The following is an 18,143-nucleotide window of genomic DNA, read 5'->3' as shown; positions in this document are numbered from 1 at the left end:
CTCGGCGTCAACGTCGGCGACAAAGTCACCGTGGTGGTGCCTGAGCTGCGTGCAACGCCATTGGGCGCGGTGCCGCGCATCCGCGGTTTCACCGTAAGCGGTATTTTCGAGATGGGCATGGAGGAGTTCGACTCCGGACTTGGCTTGATCAGCATCCATAATGCGGAACAGTTGAAAAGCATCGACGCCCCCACCGGCATTCGCCTCAAGCTCGACAATTTGTACAACGCCGGTCCCGTGGCGCGCGAACTGGCCGATACGCTGGGCCAGGTCTACATGGTCACCACCTGGATGGACAGCCACGCCAACTTCTTCACCGCCATCTCGATGGAAAAGAAGGTGATGTTCATCATCCTCTCGCTGATCATCCTGGTGGCCGTGATCAATTTGATTTCCATGCTGATGATGCTGGTGACCGACAAGCAGGCCGATATCGCCATCCTGCGCACCCTGGGTTCGACGCCGCGCAGCATCATGGGCATGTTCATGGTGCAGGGCGTGCTGGTGGGTTTCGTCGGCATCGGTTTTGGCGTGGGGCTGGGTTCGCTGCTTTCGTGGCGCCTGCCCGGCATCGTGAAATGGATCGAGCACTTGACCGGATATACCTTCCTGTCTCCTGACGTGTATTACATCAGCGAGGTACCCAGCAGGCTCGACTGGCATGACGTCATCTGGGTGTCGCTGGTGACCTTCCTGTTCTCCCTGCTTGCCACGCTCTATCCCGCATGGCGCGCCTCGCGTACGCAACCGGCCCAGGCATTGCGCTATGAGTAATCCGATGAGCAACGATATCGTCCTGCGCGCCAGCCACGTAGCCAAGACCTACGAGGAGGGCGACCTGCGCACGCCGGTGCTGACCGACGTCAACTTCTCGCTCAAGCGGGGTGAAACGCTGGCGATCGTCGGCGCTTCGGGTTCCGGCAAAAGTACGCTGCTGCACATCATCGGCGGCCTGGACACGCTTACCAATGGCGCAGTGGAAGTGGAGGGCCGAGTGCTTTCCAAGTTGTCCGATGCCGAGCGCGGCCGCGTGCGCAATCGTTCGATGGGCTTCATCTACCAGTTCCATCATCTGTTGCCCGAATTCACCGCGCTGGAAAACGTGTGCATGCCGCTGTTGATCCGCGGCATCGGCATATCGGATGCGCAGAAGCAGGCCAAAGCCCTGCTGGAACGTGTGGGCCTGGGCAAGCGCCTGGAACACAAGCCGGCGGAGCTTTCCGGCGGCGAGCGCCAGCGCTGTGCCGTGGCGCGTGCGTTGGTGACGCGCCCTTCCTGCGTGCTCGGCGACGAACCGACCGGCAATCTGGACGAAGACAACGCCGCGCAGGTGTATGCGCTGATGCTGGAATTGAACCGCGAGATCGGCACCAGCTTTATTCTGGTGACGCACGATAGCCGTCTTGCCGCGCGGATGGATCGCACCTTGGAATTGCACAACGGCGAGTTGCGCGAGAAGGCATAAAGCAAGCACGTTGGCGGTGAGGTGGCGCCGACCCCCAGCATCGCCATCTGCATGAGGGCTTGATCGCATAACGCGCGTATTCCCCTCAAGACACCGCGCCAGCTGCTGACAAAGCCGCCCTCTCCATCTGCGCTAGCTTCGTGGCATGACGAAGCAAGGCGAATCGCCCCAGGCACAAACATGGCCGAGCGCCGTCGCTGCGGCGTTGGCCTTGCTGGTGGGCATGTCGATCGTGCAATGGTTTCCCGCATTGCCGCCACGCTGGCTGATGGCAATCCTGGCGGCCTGCGCGCTGATGCTTGCCTGGCGCTTGCCACGTTGCCGCTGGTTGGCCGTGCTGCTGTTCGGCTTCGCGTGGGCAGCATGGTATGGCAGCTCGGCCATGCATGCGCGCTTGCCCAAAGACTGGGAAGGGCAGGATTTCCAGGTCATCGGCCAGGTGGTGGGCCTGGCCCAGACCAAGGCCGGTGCCACCAGCGTGCAGTTCCAGATCGAGCAGGCTGCGCGCGATGGGCAAGCGCTGCCGTGGCGAGGGCGCGTACGCATCAGCTGGTATGGCAAGCCCTCGGCAGAACCGGAACCCTGTTCTCGCTGGCAACTGCTGCTGCGTCTGCGCCGGCCGCGGGGAACGATCAACCCGGGCGGAGCCGATAGCGAACGCAGCGCACTGGCGCGCGGCATCGCGGCGGTAGGTTACGTGCGCGACGATCCAGGCAACCAGCGCTTGAACACGGCGGCATGGTGTCTGGACCGCGTACGCGGTTCACTCGCGGACAGCATCCAGGCGCGCGTGCATCATCCGCACGACGCGGCTTTGTTGCGCGCGTTCACGGTTGGCGACACGCGCGGTCTGGAACAGCACGACTGGGATGTGGCGCGCGCCAACGGTATTTCACACCTGCTCGCGATTTCCGGCTTTCACGTGGGCGTGGCCGCGGTTTTCGGCGTTTGGTTGTGCCATGCGGTTTATTGGCTATGGCCCTGGCTCGCGCTGCGCTGCCCACGCGTGCAGGCAGCGGCCCTGTCGGCCTTGGCATCGGCCAGTGCATACGGTGCATTGGCGGGTTTAGGCATGCCCACCATCCGCACCATGCTGATGATCGGTGCCTTTGCCCTGGCGCGCTGCAGCCGGCGCGCGACCGGCTCGGGGTATGCATTGGCGATGGCGCTGATGGTGATCCTGCTGGTGAATCCCACTGCCGTGCTGGAAGCGGGCTTCTGGCTCTCGTTCGTCGGCGTGGCGTTCCTGATCCTCTGCATGGACGCGAAAGGGCGTGGCCTGCGTGGCTTTCTGCGTGAACTGACGCTGGGCCAGCTCGTGATGACGGTATCGCTGCTGCCATTGACGATGTGGTTCTTCGGCGAGGCGTCGTTGGTGGGTGCCTTGTCCAATCTTGTCGCAGTGCCGTTCGTCAGCTTCGTGATCGTGCCCTGCGCCTTGTTGGGCATGTTGCTGCTGATCATCTGCCCACCGCTGGCGACGCCGTTGCTGCGTGTGGCCGAATGGTTGACGCATGCGCAATGGTGGCTGCTCGAGCAGACGGCAACCTGGCCCGGGGCGCACTGGTATTTGCCGGCAGTGAAACCTTGGGCGCTGCTGCTTGCCACGCTGGGAGCGTTGTGGCTGTTCATGCCGCGCGGCGTGCCGTTGCGCATGCTGGGCGCGCTGTTGTTTCTGCCGTTGCTGTGGCCGGCACGTGATGTCCCTCCCGCAGGCGCATTCCAGGCATGGGTGTTGGATGTAGGGCAGGGGCTTGCGATCATCGTGCGTACGCGTGATCACAGCCTGGTTTATGACGCAGGTGCGCGCTACCCGTCGGAATACGACCTGGGTGCAGCCGTTGTCGTACCTTCGCTGCACGCGCTGGGCGTGGATCGGCTGGACATGTTGATGGTCAGCCATGCCGACAACGATCATGCCGGTGGCGCGCCCGCCGTGGCGGCTGCGTTTCCCGAGGCGCAGCGTTACTCCGGCGAACCGGGGCGGCTACCCATACCGATGGCGCAATGCCTGGCCGGACAGCAATGGGAATGGGATGGCGTGCGCTTCCGCGTACTGAGTCCCGTTGCGGCCATGTTGAACGCGTCGGCGAACGATCATTCCTGCGTGCTGCTGGTCGAAGGCCGGGCGGCACGTCTGTTGCTCACCGGCGATATTGCCGCGGGCACGGAGACGTCGGTGGCCGCAGCGTTGGGTGCGGGGCCGCGGCCGGTGTTGCAGGTGCCGCACCATGGCAGCAAAAGTTCTTCAAGCGCGGATTTCATCGCCGCCATTCGCCCCGAGTTCGCCGTGGTTTCCGCCGGCTGGCGCAACCGCTTCGGCCATCCGCGGCCGGAAGTCCTGCAACGCTACGCGGTGGCGGGCGTGCCGGTATTCAATACCGCGGTGGACGGCGCCGTTCAGATTGAATTTCCTGCTGCAGCACCCAGCTATGTGACGGCGCGTTGGCGCTTGCTGCAGCGGCGCTATTGGCGAGAGTGAATGCGGATGCCGGCGGGGCTCGCTGATGCTCTACTGGTCGCGCAGTCTGCGGAGTGATTAGCCGCACGGTACGTCTCGGCGACGCTGCTATGATGGCCGCTTGCGCAGGCGGCAGGGCCGGGAGTTTTTCTGTGGGTGATTTGGGTCAGATTCTGATGGCAGGCGGCTGGGCCATGGCGCCCATCCTGATCTGCTCGGCGGTGGCGCTGGCGATCGTGCTGGAGCGGAGCTGGACGTTGCGGCGCAGCTACGTACTGCCGCCAGGACTGGTGCAGGAAGTACGCGAATGGGCGCGCTCCGACCAGCTTGATCCGGCCCATCTGGAAAAACTTGCGTCCGGTTCGCCGCTGGGCGAATTGTTGGCTGCCGCGCTTGCCGTGCGCCATCACTCGCGCGAACTGATCAAGGAGCGCATCGAGGATACCGGCCGCCATGTGGTGCATCGCATGGAGCGTTATCTGAACACGCTCGGCACCATCGCCCTGATCGGCCCGTTGCTAGGCCTGTTCGGTACCGTGATCGGGCTGATCCGCATGTTCATGCAGGTGATGGTCGGCGGCATGGCCGATCCCACCAAGATGGCGGGCGGCATCGGCGAGGCGCTGATCTGCACGGCCGCCGGTTTGACGGTGGCCATTCCCGCCTACGTGCTGCATCGCTATTTCCGTTCCAAGGTGGCCGGCTACGTGGTGGACATGGAAAAGCAGGCCACGCTGTTGCTGGACGACCTCACGCTGCCCGCACCCAATGCCGCGCCGCGCACACGCCGCGCGCCGGCCGCTGCAGGCGACAAGGCGCCTGTTTGAGCCATGCGTATCGGTAACGACCGCCGCGGCGACGATTTCGAGATCAATGTAGTTTCATTGATCGACGTGCTGCTGACCTTGCTGATGTTCTTCGTGCTCACCACCACCTTCGTGCAGCACTCGCGCCTGAAGGTGAACCTGCCGCAGGCCAGCGCGGAAGACCGCGACATGCAGCAGCCTGCCGTCACCGTGATGGTGGATCGCGATGGGCATTTCTACGTCGGCAGCGACGAGGTGCAGGGCACCAATGTGGATGCGCTCAAGCAGGCCATTGCGCAGGTGGCGGGCGACGACCGCAACCAGACCGTCACCATCCGCGCCGACGCCATGACCGCGCACCAGAACGTGGTGACCGCCATGGATGCGCTGGGCCAATTGGGCTTTACCCATCTTTCCATCGCCACCACGCCGACCCAGTCGGCCACGCAGCAATGAGCGAAGGCAAGAAGAAAGTCGCGTTATGGGACAAGGAAAGCCGGCAGGTCTACAAACGATTGCTGGGCTACTCGGGCCGCTACTGGCCGGTCATCCTGCTGGCCGTCATCGGCTTCGCCGTGGATGGCAGCGCGCTGGCCTATTTCACCAGCAAGCTGCAGCCGATCATGGACAAGCTGTTGCAGCAGAAGGATCCGTATCTCATTCAGTGGATGCCGATCTGGATCATCATGATCTTCGTGGTGCGCGGCGTCGCCATCCTCATCAGCAACTATGGCATGGGCTACGTATCACGCAACGTGGTGCAGGCCATGCAGCGCGACGTGTTTGCGGCATACCTGCGTCTGCCCGCCTCTTTTTTTGGCAGTGAGCATTCCGGTCATCAGATTTCACGCATTACCTACACCAGCGAGCAGATTGCCGGCGCGGCCACGGATGCGCTGAAAGTGACGGTGACGGAGAGCATCACTGTGATCGGCATGTTCGTGGTGATGCTGTACAAGAGCCTTTATCTCACCACGGCGCTGCTGCTGCTGGTGCCGGCGATCGTGGCGATCGCTGCGGCGGTGAGCCGGCGGTATCGCTTCGTCAGCCGTCGTATCCAGGGCCAGATGGGGTCGGTCACCGGCACCGTGGACGAGATGCTCAGGGCGCATCGTGAAGTGCGCATCTATGGCGGCCAGCAGCAGGCGGACGAGCGCTTCAAGAAGGCGTCTGACCGCGCGCGCTATCTCAATCTGAAGATCGTGGCGACCAGCGCCCTTTCTGCTTCATCCACCCAAACCGTGGCGTCGCTGGCGCTGGCCGGCATGGTGTTCCTGGCTTCGCGTCCTTCGGAGATCGACCACATCTCACCCGGCGTATTCATTGCCGTGCTCACGGCGATGGGTGGCATGCTCTCTTCGTTGAAGCGGCTGACCAATGTGCAGTCCACCATGCAGACCGGCATTGCGGCGGCAGAGAACCTGTTTGCGGTGATCGACCTGCCACCTGAGGCGGATCATGGCACCAAGGTGTTGGAACGCACGCAGGGTGATCTGCGTTTCGACGATGTGCGCCTGGTCTATCCGCGAGGCGAATTCGAAGCGCTCGCCGGCGTGAGCCTGCATTGTGCGCCCGGTACCGTCACCGCACTGGTGGGTCGCTCCGGCAGCGGCAAGAGCAGCCTGGTCAGCCTGCTGCCGCGGTTCAACGAACCGACCAGCGGACGCATCCTGCTGGACGGCGCCGATTACGAGACCTACACCCTGGCCTCTTTGCGCAAGCAGATCGCCTGGGTGGGCCAGCACGTGGTGTTGTTCGACGGCACCATCGCCGAGAACATCGCGTATGGCGAACTGGCCGGCGCCAGCGAGCAGGCCATTGTCGCTGCGGCTGAAGCGGCCAATGCGATGGAGTTCATCACGCGCATGCCAAACGGCATCCACAGCCCGATCGGTGAGGGTGGCCATATGCTCTCCGGCGGACAGCGCCAGCGCCTCGCCATTGCACGCGCGATCCTCAAGAACGCGCCGATTCTCGTGCTCGATGAAGCCACCAGTGCACTCGATACCGAATCGGAGCGGTTGATCCAGCAAGCGCTGCAGCGCCTGATGCGCGATCGCACCACGCTGGTGATCGCCCACCGCCTTTCCACCATTGAGCACGCCGACCAGATCGCGGTCATGGATCAGGGCCGGATCGCCGAGCACGGCACGCACGCCGAGCTGATGGCCCTGGGTGGCCAGTACGCCGCATTGCATCGCATGCAGTTCAACGAACGTCCGGCTTCTGTCGCCGCCGATTGAAGCGATGAGCTTGGCTGAAACGCTCCAGGCAGGCTGGTATGGCGGAAAGCGATTGCCATGGTGGTGTTATCCGCTCGCAACGTTTTACAGAGCGATCGTGGTGTTTCGCCGCGGGCTTTATCGGCTCGGCTGGCTGCGTGCAGTGCGTTTGCCTTGCCCCGTTATCGTTGTGGGCAATATCACGGCCGGTGGTACTGGGAAAACGCCGCTTACCCTGGCGTTGGCGGATGCTTTGCACGTACGCGGTTATCGGCCTGGCGTGGTAAGTCGGGGTTACGGTGGCAGCGAGCGTGGGCCGATCCTGCTCGGCAAAGCATCGACGCCTGCCGAGGTCGGCGACGAGCCTTGCCTGATATACGCCAACGCTGTGCCGGTTGCCGTCGGGCGCGATCGTCCTGCTGCGGCGCGGTTGCTGCTCGACGCGGGCTGCGATGTGGTCATCGCGGATGACGGTTTGCAGCATTACCGTCTGGCACGCGATATCGAGATTTGCGTGGTCGATGGCGAGCGCCGCTTCGGCAATGCACGCCTGTTGCCTGCGGGGCCTTTGCGCGAACCGGTGCAGCGTTTGCAGCAGGTGGATTTCCGCATCTGCAACGGCGGCCATGCGCAGGCGGACGAAGTGTCGATGGGTTTGCGCGGCGGGACCGTGCGCGCCTTGTGCGACGGGGGCAGCAAATCTGTCGCGAGCTTTGCAGGCGAGCGCGTGCACGCTGTCGCCGCGATCGGCCATCCTCAGCGCTTCTTTGCAAGCCTTGCAGCGCAAGGCGTGGACCTGATTCCGCACGCCTTTCCCGATCATCATGCATTTGCACCGGAAGACCTTGCTTTCGACGACGGCTTGCCCGTGCTCATGACGGAAAAAGACGCGGTGAAGTGCCGCCCGTTCGCTCAGCCGCATTGGTGGAGCGTACCGGTGACGGCCGACTTGCCAGCGAGCTTTTACGACGCGCTGTGGACGAAGCTCCAAGCCAAGGAGCATGCCTAGCCGGGGATGGCGCTATCATAGGCGGCATTTCCCGGCGATAAGCCGTCCTTTTTCCGCATGAGGTCTTTCATGAGCCTGATCCAGGTACCGGTATCCTTCGGTGAGCTGATCGACAAGATCACCATCCTCGAGATCAAGGCGCGGCAGATCAGCGATTCCGCCAAGCTCGCCAACGTGCACAACGAGCTCAATCTGCTCAACGCCACCTGGGCCAATCATCATGCGTCGCAAACCGACATCAGCAAGGAGCGTGCGCGCCTGCTGGCGGTGAACGAGGCGCTGTGGGATATCGAAGATCGCATCCGCATGAAGGAAAAAGCACAAGCCTTCGATGCCGAGTTCATCGAGCTGGCGCGCTCGGTGTATTTCCAGAATGACGAGCGTGCGGCAGTGAAGCGCGAAATCAATCTCAAGCTTGGTTCGCAGCTGGTGGAAGAGAAGTCCTATCAGGATTATCGCGCGGCGAAGTGAGTTGTTGCCGGCCGCATAAAACGGCATGACGCCTTCCGGCGTGGGCTGCCAACCCGCTTCCCAGAACCCCTGCGGCTCCCACTACACTGGGTAAAACGTCACAGGGGAGGTTGCCGTATGCGCCGCTGGAAGGGGTTGCTGGGGCTGCTGTTGGTGGTGTCACCGTTGCTGGCACAAGACGTTCCACCCGCTTTGCGCGATTGGCAGGGTTGGGTGTTGCACGATGCTCCCCAGCACGGCTGTCCTTTGCTGGCCAATGGCGACGCAGATAGCCGGCAGTGCATCTGGCCGGGGCGCCTGAGCATCGATACCGGCAAGCGCGGCGGTCATTTCAGTCTCTACGTACATGTCGATGCTGCAGGTTGGGTTGACTTGCCCGGCGATGAACATGCTTGGCCGCAGCAGGTTGCGGTGAACAACAAGGCGTGGCCGGTGTTGAGTCACGATGGGCAGCCGGCGTTGTGGTTGGAGCCTGGCGATTACGCCGTGGAGGGGAGCCTGCCGTGGGAGGAGCGTCCTGCGCGGCTGCGCGTGCCACCGTCGATCGGCCTGGTTTCGCTTGGCGTGGATGGGCGTGCGGTCGATCGCATCGAGCGCAACGGCGATCAATTGACGTTGGGCGAAGCGGCGGCGGCTCAGCAGCAAGCCGATGCACTCTCGGTGCGCGTTTATCGCCATCTCTCCGACGGCACGCCTGCCTTGCTGGATACGCAATTGCAATTGAACGTGACCGGCAGCGCGCGCGAGCAGTCGCTGGGACCGGTGTTGCCGAAGGGCTTCGTAGCTACCTCGCTGGAGAGCGACATACCTGCGCAGTGGGAACCCGATGGGCGCCTGCGCCTGCAGCTTCGCCCAGGGCAGTGGACGGTGCATCTGGCCGCCCGAGCCACCGATACCCTGCGCGACGTGAGCCTGGCGCCACCTGCAGACCAGCTTTGGCCGAAGCAGGAAACCTGGAGTTACAGCGATGATCCTGCGTTTCGCAGCACACGCGTCGAGGGCCGTGCCACCGATGCAACCCAAGCAGGCGTACCCGCTGATTGGCGCCAGTTTCCGGCCTACGTGCTCGACCAAGGCGAGGGCTTGGCCATCCAGCAAGGCGCGCGCGGTGGTGAAGGCGAGGCGGGCGATCAGATCAAGCTCGAACGCCAGATATGGCTCGATTTCGATGGTCGCGGTTTTGACGTCAGCGATCACCTCACCGGCACGCTGCCGCACACGCAGCGTCTGGATGTCGGGGCGCCCTGGCAATTGCAGCGCGCCACGCAACGTGGCACGCCCTTGCTGATTACCGACCTGGGTCAAGGCAGAACCGGCGCCGAACTACGCGGCTCGGCCTTGGACCTGCACGCCGGCTTGCGTGTTGCCGACCGCAGCGGATCCTTGCCTGGCGCAGGATGGCTTGCGTCGTTGGAGAGCATCGATGCCGTCTTGCATCTGCCCTATGGTTATCGCCTGATCGGCGCAGCAGGTGTGGACACTTCGCCGGATTCATGGGTGGCGCAATGGAGCTTGCTGGATCTGTTTATCGTCGCGCTCATGGCTTTGCTGGCTGGGCGGTTGCTAGGTTGGCGTTGGGCAGTGCTGGCAGCGTTGTTCCTGGTGCTGTCCCAGCACGAAGCCGGTGCGCCGCGCTGGACGCTGGGCGTGGCGCTGGCATTCGCATTGCTCATGCACGCTCTGCCGGCAGGGCGATTGCGGCAGTGGACGCAGATGGCCAGCATCCTCGCGCTGGCGTTGGCCATCATCTGGACCTTGCCTTTCGCCAAGACACAGTTGGAGAGCGCCTTGCATCCGCAGTTGGAAGGAAATGGCGCTGCATGGATGCAGCGCATATCGGCTGCTGGCGATGCAAATCAGGAAGCAAAAAAGATACTGGCTGTGCAACAGGCGCAACCGGAAATGAGCGCGGCACCGGCACCGCCGCCACCTGAACCTGCTCCGGTTGCACCAGCCCCTCAATATGCGCCGGCTGCGCCACCCAGCCGGAACTTTAACGTCAAGATATTGGCCGGTTGGACGCCAAACGTAGCTTTTGTGCCCGCCACGGACAGTCACAGCATCATCCAGGCCGGTGCGGGTGAGCCAAGCTGGGATGTCGGCAACAACTACCGGCTGAGTTGGTCCGGGCCGGTGACATCGGCGCAACGCATGCGCCTGGTGATCGCGCCTTCCTGGCTGGTCAGGTTGCTGCGTGTGCTGATGCTGGGTTTGCTGATCGTTCTGCTTGGCCGGCTTGCGCGGGGTTTTGCCGGGCCCTCGAATGCATCTTGGCGAAGCTGGCGCTTGGGCAGTACGGCAGCGGCATGCTTGCTGCTGGCGGGTCTGCCGCATGTCGCGCGCGCACAAGCCATGCCTAGCCCGGACCTGCTGCGGCAATTGCAGGCTCGCTTGCTGGAAGCGCCAAAATGCGCGCCGGATTGCGCCGTGGTGGCTGCGGCTTCCGTGCAGGCGAAAGACGATCAAATCGCCATCGAGCTGGAAGTGCACGTTGGCGCGCCAGTAGCGCTGCCATTGCCGCAAACCGACGCAGGCTTGCAACTGCTCGGCGTAACGGTGGACGGTCGTGCCAATGCAGCGATTGGCAAGCAGGACGATCAGATACTGGTCCGGCTGGAGCCTGGCGTGCACAAGCTCGGTTTGAGCTATCACGCGCTGCCTGTCGACAGCACCAGCTTGCGCTTCGCGTTGCGCCCGCAATGGCTGGTGTTCAGCGGCCAGGCGTGGTCGCTCGATGGTGTCGACGGCGGCCGCTTGCTGGGGGATAGCGTTACGCTCAATCGCGTGCGCGCCGTGGCCGCCGATGGCAAGCCGGCTGCGGTTTCGCAGCAGGCATTTCCGCCTTATGTGCGGATCACGCGAGATATTCTGCTCGGTGTGGACTGGACCGTGGTCAATACGGTGGAGCGGGTGGCGCCAAGCAATGGCGGTTTCACGCTGGGATTGCCCTTGTTGCCGGGAGAGCATCCGCTGGCCGAGGGCACGCGTGTGCAAGACGGCCGCATCAGCGTCACGTTCAATGCCGGCGAAAACGAAGTCAGCTGGACCAGTCGCCTCGATCACGCCGATAGCCTGAAGCTTGCGGCGCCGTCGTTGAGCGATCATGCCGAAGTGTGGGAGGTACACGCCGCGCCCATCTGGCATGTCGAAGCGCAAGGCGTGCCTGTCGGCGACAGCATCACCGGGCTCAGCTTTCGACCATTGCCGCATGAAACGCTGCGCTTGCAGATAAGCCGGCCCAAGGCTGTCGATGGCGACAGTCTTGCGTTCGACAGCGTGAATGCCAACGTCAGCGTTGGCGATCGCGCAACCGAAACGGAACTCGACCTGCTTGCGCGCAGCACGCGTGGCGGCGAACACGCCATTGCCTTGCCTGCGGGCAGCGAACTGCTTGGCGCCACGCGCGACGACGGGCAACTCAGCCTCGCCATCAAGGACGGCAAACTGAGCTTGCCGCTTTTGCCCGGCAAGCATCATTACGTGATACGTCTGCGCGAGCCGCGCGGCATCGGCGTGCATGTCGCGACACCGGCCTTGGCGCTGGGCGCCCCGTCGGCGAATATCGCGCTGGACCTTGGGTTGCCGGAAGATCGCTGGGTGCTGTGGGCGTGGGGGCCGCCGGTCGGGCCTGCCGTGTTGTATTGGTCCCAGCTGATCGTGCTGCTGCTGGCCGCGTGGCTGCTGGGTCGCTATGCGCCGACGCCGCTGCGCTTTTATCAATGGCTGTTGCTTGGATTGGGCTTTTCCGCGTTCGTATGGAGTGCGTACGCGTTCGTGGTGCTGTGGTTGATCCTGCTCGGCCTGCGTGCACGGCACGAACCTGCTGTGACCAGGCTTGAAAGAGGACGCTTCAACCTCGTGCAGTCGCTATTGGCCGCCGTCACCGTGCTGGCCCTGGTCACGCTGGTGTCGGCAGTGCCGAAAGGCTTGCTCGGCTTGCCCGACATGCACGTCGCTGGCAACGCTTCCAGCGCGTGGGATTTGCACTGGTTCGCCGACCAGGCCAAGGATGCGTTGCCGCAAGGCGGCGTAATCAGCGTCTCGTTGTGGTTCTACAAACTCGCCATGCTCGCCTGGGCGTTGTGGTTGGCGAATGCGCTGATCGGGTGGTTGCGCTGGGGTTTCGATGCGTGGACCAAGGGCGGCTATTGGAAGACGCGCGAGCGCAAGTCCGTCCCCCCGTTGCCCGAGGCGCAGGCCCCGCGTGATGGTTAAGTCAGCGGCGGCAGCGTTAGCGCAACAACGCTGCCGCCGCTTCAAAGCGTTCGATGACGTCATCGACTTCGATTAAATCCATCACGCCCGGTTTCTCGATCTTCGTTCCCCACGGAATCTCGCTGGCCGGTTTGCCGAGGTATTTGTGCGCGGCCTCGTCGTATTTGTCGACACACCAGCGGCGGTCCGAATAAGGGCCGGAGCGGGCAGGGTTGCTGGCTGCGTGCAGGCCGAGCACTTTCAGGCCGACGGTGTTGGCCATGTGCATGGGGCCGGAATCGGGCGTAAGCAGTAGTTGGGCGCGGCAGAACATCGCCATCAGTTTCTTGAGCGTGTCCTTGCCGGTGAGATCGAGCGGGGCGCGTTGGCAGTGGGCGAGGATGGCATCGGCCATGCCGCGTTCGGCCGGCGAAGGGCCGCCAATCAGCACCACGCGCCAGCCGCGTGCCGCGGCGTGATCCATGACGGCGGCGTAGCGTTCCGCCCGCCAATTGCGCAATGCATGGCTGGAGGTGGGGCTCACCAGCAATACCGGCTGGTCGTGCGGCCATTGTTGCGCGGCCCATGCGTGGGCTTCGTCCGGAATGGGAATATCCCAGCGCACGTCGGTCTGTTTCAAACCCAGCGGCTCGCAGAAGCTGCCGATGGCTTGCAGCACATGTTCGCCGATGCGCGCCGGAATGCGCTGGTTGATGACCAAACCATGCAAATCCTTGGCGCGCGCGCGGTCGTAGCCGATGCGGCGATCGGCCTTGATCCCCAGGCTCAGCAGGTTGGAGCGCAAGGCCACCTGCATCTGCAGCAATGCATCGAAACGCCGCCCCTTCAGCGCGGCGTATACCTCGCGCATGCCGGCCCAGCCGGCGGCCTTGTCGAACGTAATGAATTCCACGCCAGACAGGTCACCGACCAGCTTGCGTTCCAGCTTGCCGACGATCCAGGTCAGCGCGGTCTGCGGCCAGGCCCGCTGCAACGTATGGACCAGCGGCACCACGTGGGTGACGTCACCGATAGCCGACGTGCGCAGCAGGCAGATGGAAGCGGGAGCGGACATGTAGAATCGCCAAGGTTGAACGAAACAGGGCCACCGCAGCACCGATGCACGAGCAACTGCGCCAAGACGCCAAGGGTGCGATTCTGTTCGACGCTACCGTATCGCCACAAGTCGCCAGCCCATGGTTCGATACCGACCATTGGCGCGGGCAGGGTGCGCTCAGTACGCAGCCCGGCGGCCGCGGCGGGGTGGCGATCATTCATACCCCGGCCGGTGAATGCGTGTTGCGCCATTACCGGCGCGGCGGCCTGGTGGCGAGGTTGATGGGTGATCGCTATCTGTGGACGGGCGCGGACCGCACGCGCAGCTTCCGGGAATTCCGCTTGCTGCAGGCAATGGCGAAGCTGGCGTTGCCGGTGCCGCAGGTGGTGGCGGCGCAATATCGACGAACCGGGCTTTATTACCAGGCGGACCTGATCACGCGCCGGATTGCCGATGTGCACACGCTGGCGCAGAGCGTGGCCCAAGGGCGCCTGGACGCCGAACTCGCCCAGGAAGTCGGCGCGCTGGTCGCGCGTTTTCATCGCGCCGGTGTATGGCATGCCGATCTGAACGCACACAATGTCTTGATCTCGCCGGCGGGACTTTACCTGGTGGATTTCGATCGCGGCCGCCTGCGTGCGCCGGCACCGGGCTGGCGCATGGCGAACCTGCAGCGCCTGCGCCGATCGCTCCTCAAGTTGGGGGCGGCGGCAACGGGCGAGGCGGTGTTCGAGCAAGTTATCTGGACCTCGCTCATGGACGGCTACGAGGAGACACTGGGCGCATGAGCTGGCATTTGCATTTTCTTGGTACGGGCGCCGCGCATGCAGTGGAGCTGGGCTCATCGTCCGCGACAGTGGAGCGCGATGGCAAACCGTTGCTGCTGATCGACTGCGGCCCTGACACGCTCGATCGCTACTTCGCCGCTTATGGCGAACCACCGCAAAACCTCTACATCACGCACACCCACATGGATCACGTCGGCGGCCTGGAGCGCCTGTTCACACGCCTGTGGTTCGACCAGGCGCTGCGCGGGAAAACACGCGTGTTCGCGCATGCGGCCTTGCTGCCATGGTTGCAGGCCCGGGTGGCGGACTATCCGGGCGCGCTGGCCGAAGGCGGCGTGAATTATTGGGAAGCTTTCCGGCTGGTGCCGTGCTCGCGCGGCTTTTGGCTGGATGGTTTCTGGTTCGACGTATTCGCCACGCGGCACCACCGTCCCGGCACATCGTTCGGCCTGGCCTTGCAGGGCAGTTTCGCGTTCACCGGCGATACGCGTCCCATTCCTGAGGTGCTCACGCATTACGCCGGAGGGGAAGAGCTGATCGCGCACGATTGCGGGCTGGTGGGTAACCCTTCCCATACCGGCATCGACGACATCGAGCGCGAATACGACCAAGGCTTGCGTGCGCGGTTGCTGCTGTATCACTACGGCAGCAAAGCGGACGGAGAGGCATTGGCGGCGCGGGGATATCGCATCGCGCGGGCGGGGCAGCGGGTGCCTTTGACGAATCCGTCGCCGCCGCGACCGGATGCGGGGTGAGGCGATCGGAAGCATCGGGGTTTCAAGTTCCGCGTCAGGGTGGCCCTCGCATCCCGGCTCTCTCTTGTCCGTTACACGGCTAACCGTTATCCTTCCGCTTCTTTGCCGGGCTCCAACCGACAAAAGGGTTTTGCGTGTGCAGAGGTGTCCGAGTGGTTGAAGGAGCACGCCTGGAAAGTGTGTATACGGCTTATCCCCGTATCGCGGGTTTGACAAAATTCGTCTGGAACGAATTTTGGACAGCCGAAGGCTGGCCCCGGAGCGCGTAGCGCGTAGGGGTGAGGCCCAGGACGGGCCGAACCATCCCGCCCGGTGGTCCGCACAGCAAAAATGTTTTACCCGGAGAGGTGTCCGAGTGGTTGAAGGAGCACGCCTGGAAAGTGTGTATACGGCTTATCCCCGTATCGCGGGTTCGAATCCCGCCCTCTCCGCCACATTCAGCGAAGCTGGTAGCAGTTTGTAGGCAACCAGTTTCAGGGCTTCGATGCCCACCCTATGGTGGCCCCGTCGGTCCCCCCGCGACGATAGTTCGCAAACCCCGCCAGGTCCGGAAGGAAGCAACGGTAGCGGATGATTCGGGTGCCGGGGTGTGGCTGGCGGGGCTGCCGCCTTTTTGGACGGTTGCTTTGCCTGTCTCGCATGACTTGCCACCCTGGACTTGGCACAATCGGTCTTTGGCCCAAATAGCGTTAACGCATGTCCTATCAGGTACTCGCGCGTAAGTGGCGCCCCCGCAAGTTCGCCGAACTCGTCGGTCAGGAGCATGTCGTACGCGCCCTCACCAACGCCCTGGATAGCGGGCGTATGCACCACGCCTATTTGTTCACCGGTACGCGCGGCGTGGGCAAGACCACCATCGCGCGCATCTTCGCCAAGTCGCTGAATTGCGAGCGAGGCGAGTCGGCCGACCCATGCGGCGAGTGCGCGGTGTGCACGGCGGTCGACGCCGGCCGCTTCGTGGACCTGCTGGAAATCGACGCCGCCAGCAACACCGGCGTGGACGACGTGCGCGAGGTGATCGAGAACGCGCAGTACGCGCCGGCGCGCGGGCGCTTCAAGGTGTACCTGGTGGACGAAGTGCACATGCTCTCCAAGCCGGCCTTCAATGCGCTGCTGAAGACGCTGGAAGAGCCGCCGCCGCATGTGAAATTCCTGCTCGCCACCACCGATCCGCAAAAGCTGCCGGTGACGGTGCTGTCACGCTGCCTGCGCTTCAACCTCAAGCGCCTGTTGCCGGACCAGATCGCCGGGCAGATGCGCCATATTCTGGGCGCCGAGCACATCGAATACGAAGATCCGGCTCTTGCGGAACTCGCGCGCGCGGCGGACGGTTCTTTGCGCGATGGTTTGTCGCTGCTGGACCAGGCCATTGCCTACGGCGGCGGTACGCTGAAAGCGGACGAGGTGCGCGCCATGCTCGGCAGCGTCGAGCGGGGCCAAGTGCTGTGTCTGCTCGATGCATTGGCCGCCGGCGACGGGCAGCAGCTGATGGCCGAGTGCACGCGCATCGCCTCATTCTCGCCCGATTTCGGCAGCGTACTGGATGACTTGGCTGCCGCTTTGCACCGCATCCAGTTGCTGCAGCTCGTGCCCGGTTACCGGCTCGACCAGAACGATGGCGACGACCCGGTACTGACCCGCCTGGCCGAGCGCATGACACCCGAGGACGTGCAGCTCTACTACCAGATCGCCACCGCCGGCCGTCGCGACCTGGCGCTGGCACCCGATACGCGTACCGGCTTCGAGATGGCCTTGCTGCGCATGCTGGCGTTTCGTCCTGGCGACGATGCTGCGCCCATGGCGGCTGCCGGTGGACAGCGTGCGGCTGCGCCGCCGCGTCCGCCCGTTGCGCCGTCGGCATCCGCCGCGGCACCTGCGTCGAGCGTACGCCCTGTCACTGCTACGCATGCGGCGCCGCCCGCCGCAGCGCGCGAAAACATCATGCCTGCCGCACCCATGCAACGCGTGGCCAGCCCCGGCGGTTTGCCGGATTGGGAGGCGCTGATCCAGCGCGCCGACCTGCGTGGCCCGCTTGGCCAGATCGCGCAGAATTCGGCGCTGCGCGGCCGGGAAGGGCAGACGCTGGTGCTTGCCCTGCAGCCCACGCATATGCATCTGGCGGTAGAGCCGATCGTGAGCCAGATTGCCGATCGGCTCAGCGAAGCCATGGGCGAACCGATCCGCTTGCGTTTCGTCGAAGACAGCCACAGCGCTGCGCACACGCCGGCGGCGCGCGCGGCCGAAGCGCGCAGCGCGGCGCAGTCGGCGGCCGAGGCATCGATCGAAGGCGATCCGCTGGTGCAGACGCTGAAGCGCGAGTTCGGCGCACGCGTGGTGCCGCAATCCATCAAACCGCTTGATTCCTGATTTGGAGTACACGTTATGAGAGGGCAACTTGGCCAGCTGATGCAGCAGGCGCAGCGCATGCAGGAAGACATGAAGCGCGCGCAGGAAGAAATCGCCAAGCTTGAAGTGACCGGCAGCTCCGGTGGTGGCCTGGTGAGCGTCGTAATGACCGGCGCACATGAAGTGCGCCGCGTGCAGATCGATCGCAAGCTGTTCGCCGATGATCCGGAAATGGCCGAAGACCTGGTGGCTGCGGCGGTCAACGACGCCGTGAATAGGGTGGCAGAGGCGAGCAAGAACAAGCTGGGCGGCCTTACGTCCGGTTTGAATCTGCCGCCTGGATTCAAGATGCCATTTTGATGTCGTGCTCTCCTCTTGGGGAGAGGAAATAAAAACACATGAGCTCATCCCCTCTCCTCGCCGAACTGATCGAAGCGCTGCGCTGCCTGCCAGGTGTAGGCGGCAAGAGCGCGCAGCGCATGGCGTTCCATCTGTTGGAACGTGAGCGCGAGCGCGGATTGAAGCTGGCCCATGTGTTGCAGCAGGCAATGCAAAAGATCGGTCACTGC

General features: G+C 63.8%; 14 protein-coding genes, 1 tRNA gene, 1 other RNA gene and 1 pseudogene. 16 read left to right on the top strand and 1 reads right to left on the bottom strand.

Going from position 1 to position 18,143, the window contains the following annotated elements; translation table 11 throughout:
- The 9 genes from VMA74_RS10055 to VMA74_RS10015 form a co-directional block, all read left to right on the top strand.
- The coding region (locus VMA74_RS10055; protein WP_325366611.1) for an FtsX-like permease family protein at positions 1-774 on the top strand (774 nt) is incomplete at its 5' end.
- Positions 775-778: 4 nt separating this feature from the next.
- Positions 779-1,465 (top strand): lipoprotein-releasing ABC transporter ATP-binding protein LolD, encoded by a 687-nt coding sequence (gene lolD, locus VMA74_RS10050; RefSeq protein ID WP_325366609.1) that lies wholly within the window; start codon positions 779-781, stop codon positions 1,463-1,465.
- A 145-nt stretch (positions 1,466-1,610) separates the two neighbouring features.
- A complete protein-coding gene (locus tag VMA74_RS10045) occupies positions 1,611-3,947 on the top strand; it encodes a DNA internalization-related competence protein ComEC/Rec2 (RefSeq protein WP_325366607.1) in 2,337 nt (778 codons plus the stop codon).
- Between the two features lie 155 nt (positions 3,948-4,102).
- A complete protein-coding gene (locus VMA74_RS10040; RefSeq protein ID WP_325366613.1) occupies positions 4,103-4,753 on the top strand; it encodes a MotA/TolQ/ExbB proton channel family protein in 651 nt (216 codons plus the stop codon).
- Positions 4,754-4,756: 3 nt separating this feature from the next.
- Positions 4,757-5,188 carry a biopolymer transporter ExbD gene (locus VMA74_RS10035; protein ID WP_325366605.1) on the top strand — a complete coding sequence of 144 codons (432 nt, stop codon included), beginning with the start codon at positions 4,757-4,759 and terminating at the stop codon, positions 5,186-5,188.
- Entirely contained in the window at positions 5,185-6,975 is a 1,791-nt protein-coding gene (msbA, locus tag VMA74_RS10030; protein ID WP_325366603.1) for a lipid A export permease/ATP-binding protein MsbA, read from the top strand. Before VMA74_RS10035 ends, msbA begins: the two co-directional genes overlap by 4 nt.
- 4 nt (positions 6,976-6,979) lie before the next feature.
- On the top strand, positions 6,980-7,963 hold the full coding sequence (gene lpxK / locus VMA74_RS10025; protein ID WP_325366601.1) for a tetraacyldisaccharide 4'-kinase: 984 nt from the start codon (positions 6,980-6,982) through the stop codon (positions 7,961-7,963).
- A gap of 69 nt (positions 7,964-8,032) precedes the next feature.
- Entirely contained in the window at positions 8,033-8,434 is a 402-nt protein-coding gene (locus tag VMA74_RS10020; protein WP_325366599.1) for a DUF6165 family protein, read from the top strand.
- A 117-nt stretch (positions 8,435-8,551) separates the two neighbouring features.
- Positions 8,552-12,649, top strand: coding sequence for a hypothetical protein (locus VMA74_RS10015; RefSeq protein WP_325366597.1), 4,098 nt, complete (start codon positions 8,552-8,554; stop codon positions 12,647-12,649).
- A gap of 16 nt (positions 12,650-12,665) precedes the next feature.
- Here the strand turns inward: VMA74_RS10015 and VMA74_RS10010 are convergent, their stop codons facing one another.
- The gene (locus VMA74_RS10010) at positions 12,666-13,703 is read right to left on the bottom strand and encodes a glycosyltransferase family 9 protein (RefSeq protein WP_325366595.1); all 1,038 of its coding nucleotides are present in this window, start codon (positions 13,701-13,703) and stop codon (positions 12,666-12,668) included.
- 44 nt (positions 13,704-13,747) lie between these two features.
- Here VMA74_RS10010 and VMA74_RS10005 point away from each other — a divergent pair, with 44 nt between their 5' ends.
- The 7 genes and pseudogenes from VMA74_RS10005 to recR all read left to right on the top strand — a co-directional run.
- Entirely contained in the window at positions 13,748-14,473 is a 726-nt protein-coding gene (locus tag VMA74_RS10005) for a 3-deoxy-D-manno-octulosonic acid kinase (protein ID WP_325366593.1), read from the top strand.
- Positions 14,470-15,228, top strand: a complete 759-nt coding sequence (locus VMA74_RS10000) for an MBL fold metallo-hydrolase (protein ID WP_325366591.1) — start codon at positions 14,470-14,472, stop codon at positions 15,226-15,228. Before VMA74_RS10005 ends, VMA74_RS10000 begins: the two co-directional genes overlap by 4 nt.
- Positions 15,229-15,569: 341 nt before the next feature.
- Positions 15,570-15,662 (top strand) — tRNA-Ser (locus VMA74_RS09995).
- A 71-nt stretch (positions 15,663-15,733) separates the two neighbouring features.
- Positions 15,734-15,830, top strand: an RNA gene (gene ffs, locus VMA74_RS09990) — signal recognition particle sRNA small type.
- A gap of 94 nt (positions 15,831-15,924) precedes the next feature.
- Entirely contained in the window at positions 15,925-17,595 is a 1,671-nt protein-coding gene (gene dnaX, locus VMA74_RS09985) for a DNA polymerase III subunit gamma/tau (RefSeq protein WP_325366589.1), read from the top strand.
- A gap of 15 nt (positions 17,596-17,610) precedes the next feature.
- Complete coding sequence (locus VMA74_RS09980; RefSeq protein WP_325366587.1) at positions 17,611-17,934, top strand: YbaB/EbfC family nucleoid-associated protein; 324 nt, start codon at positions 17,611-17,613, stop codon at positions 17,932-17,934.
- A gap of 38 nt (positions 17,935-17,972) precedes the next feature.
- Positions 17,973-18,143 (top strand): annotated as a pseudogene (gene recR, locus VMA74_RS09975) (recombination protein RecR); the annotation flags it as partial.

Origin of the sequence: Dyella sp. (assembly GCF_035508675.1) — a bacterium.
GTDB lineage: Bacteria > Pseudomonadota > Gammaproteobacteria > Xanthomonadales > Rhodanobacteraceae > Dyella_B.
This window is presented reverse-complemented; position numbering and strand designations above follow the sequence as displayed.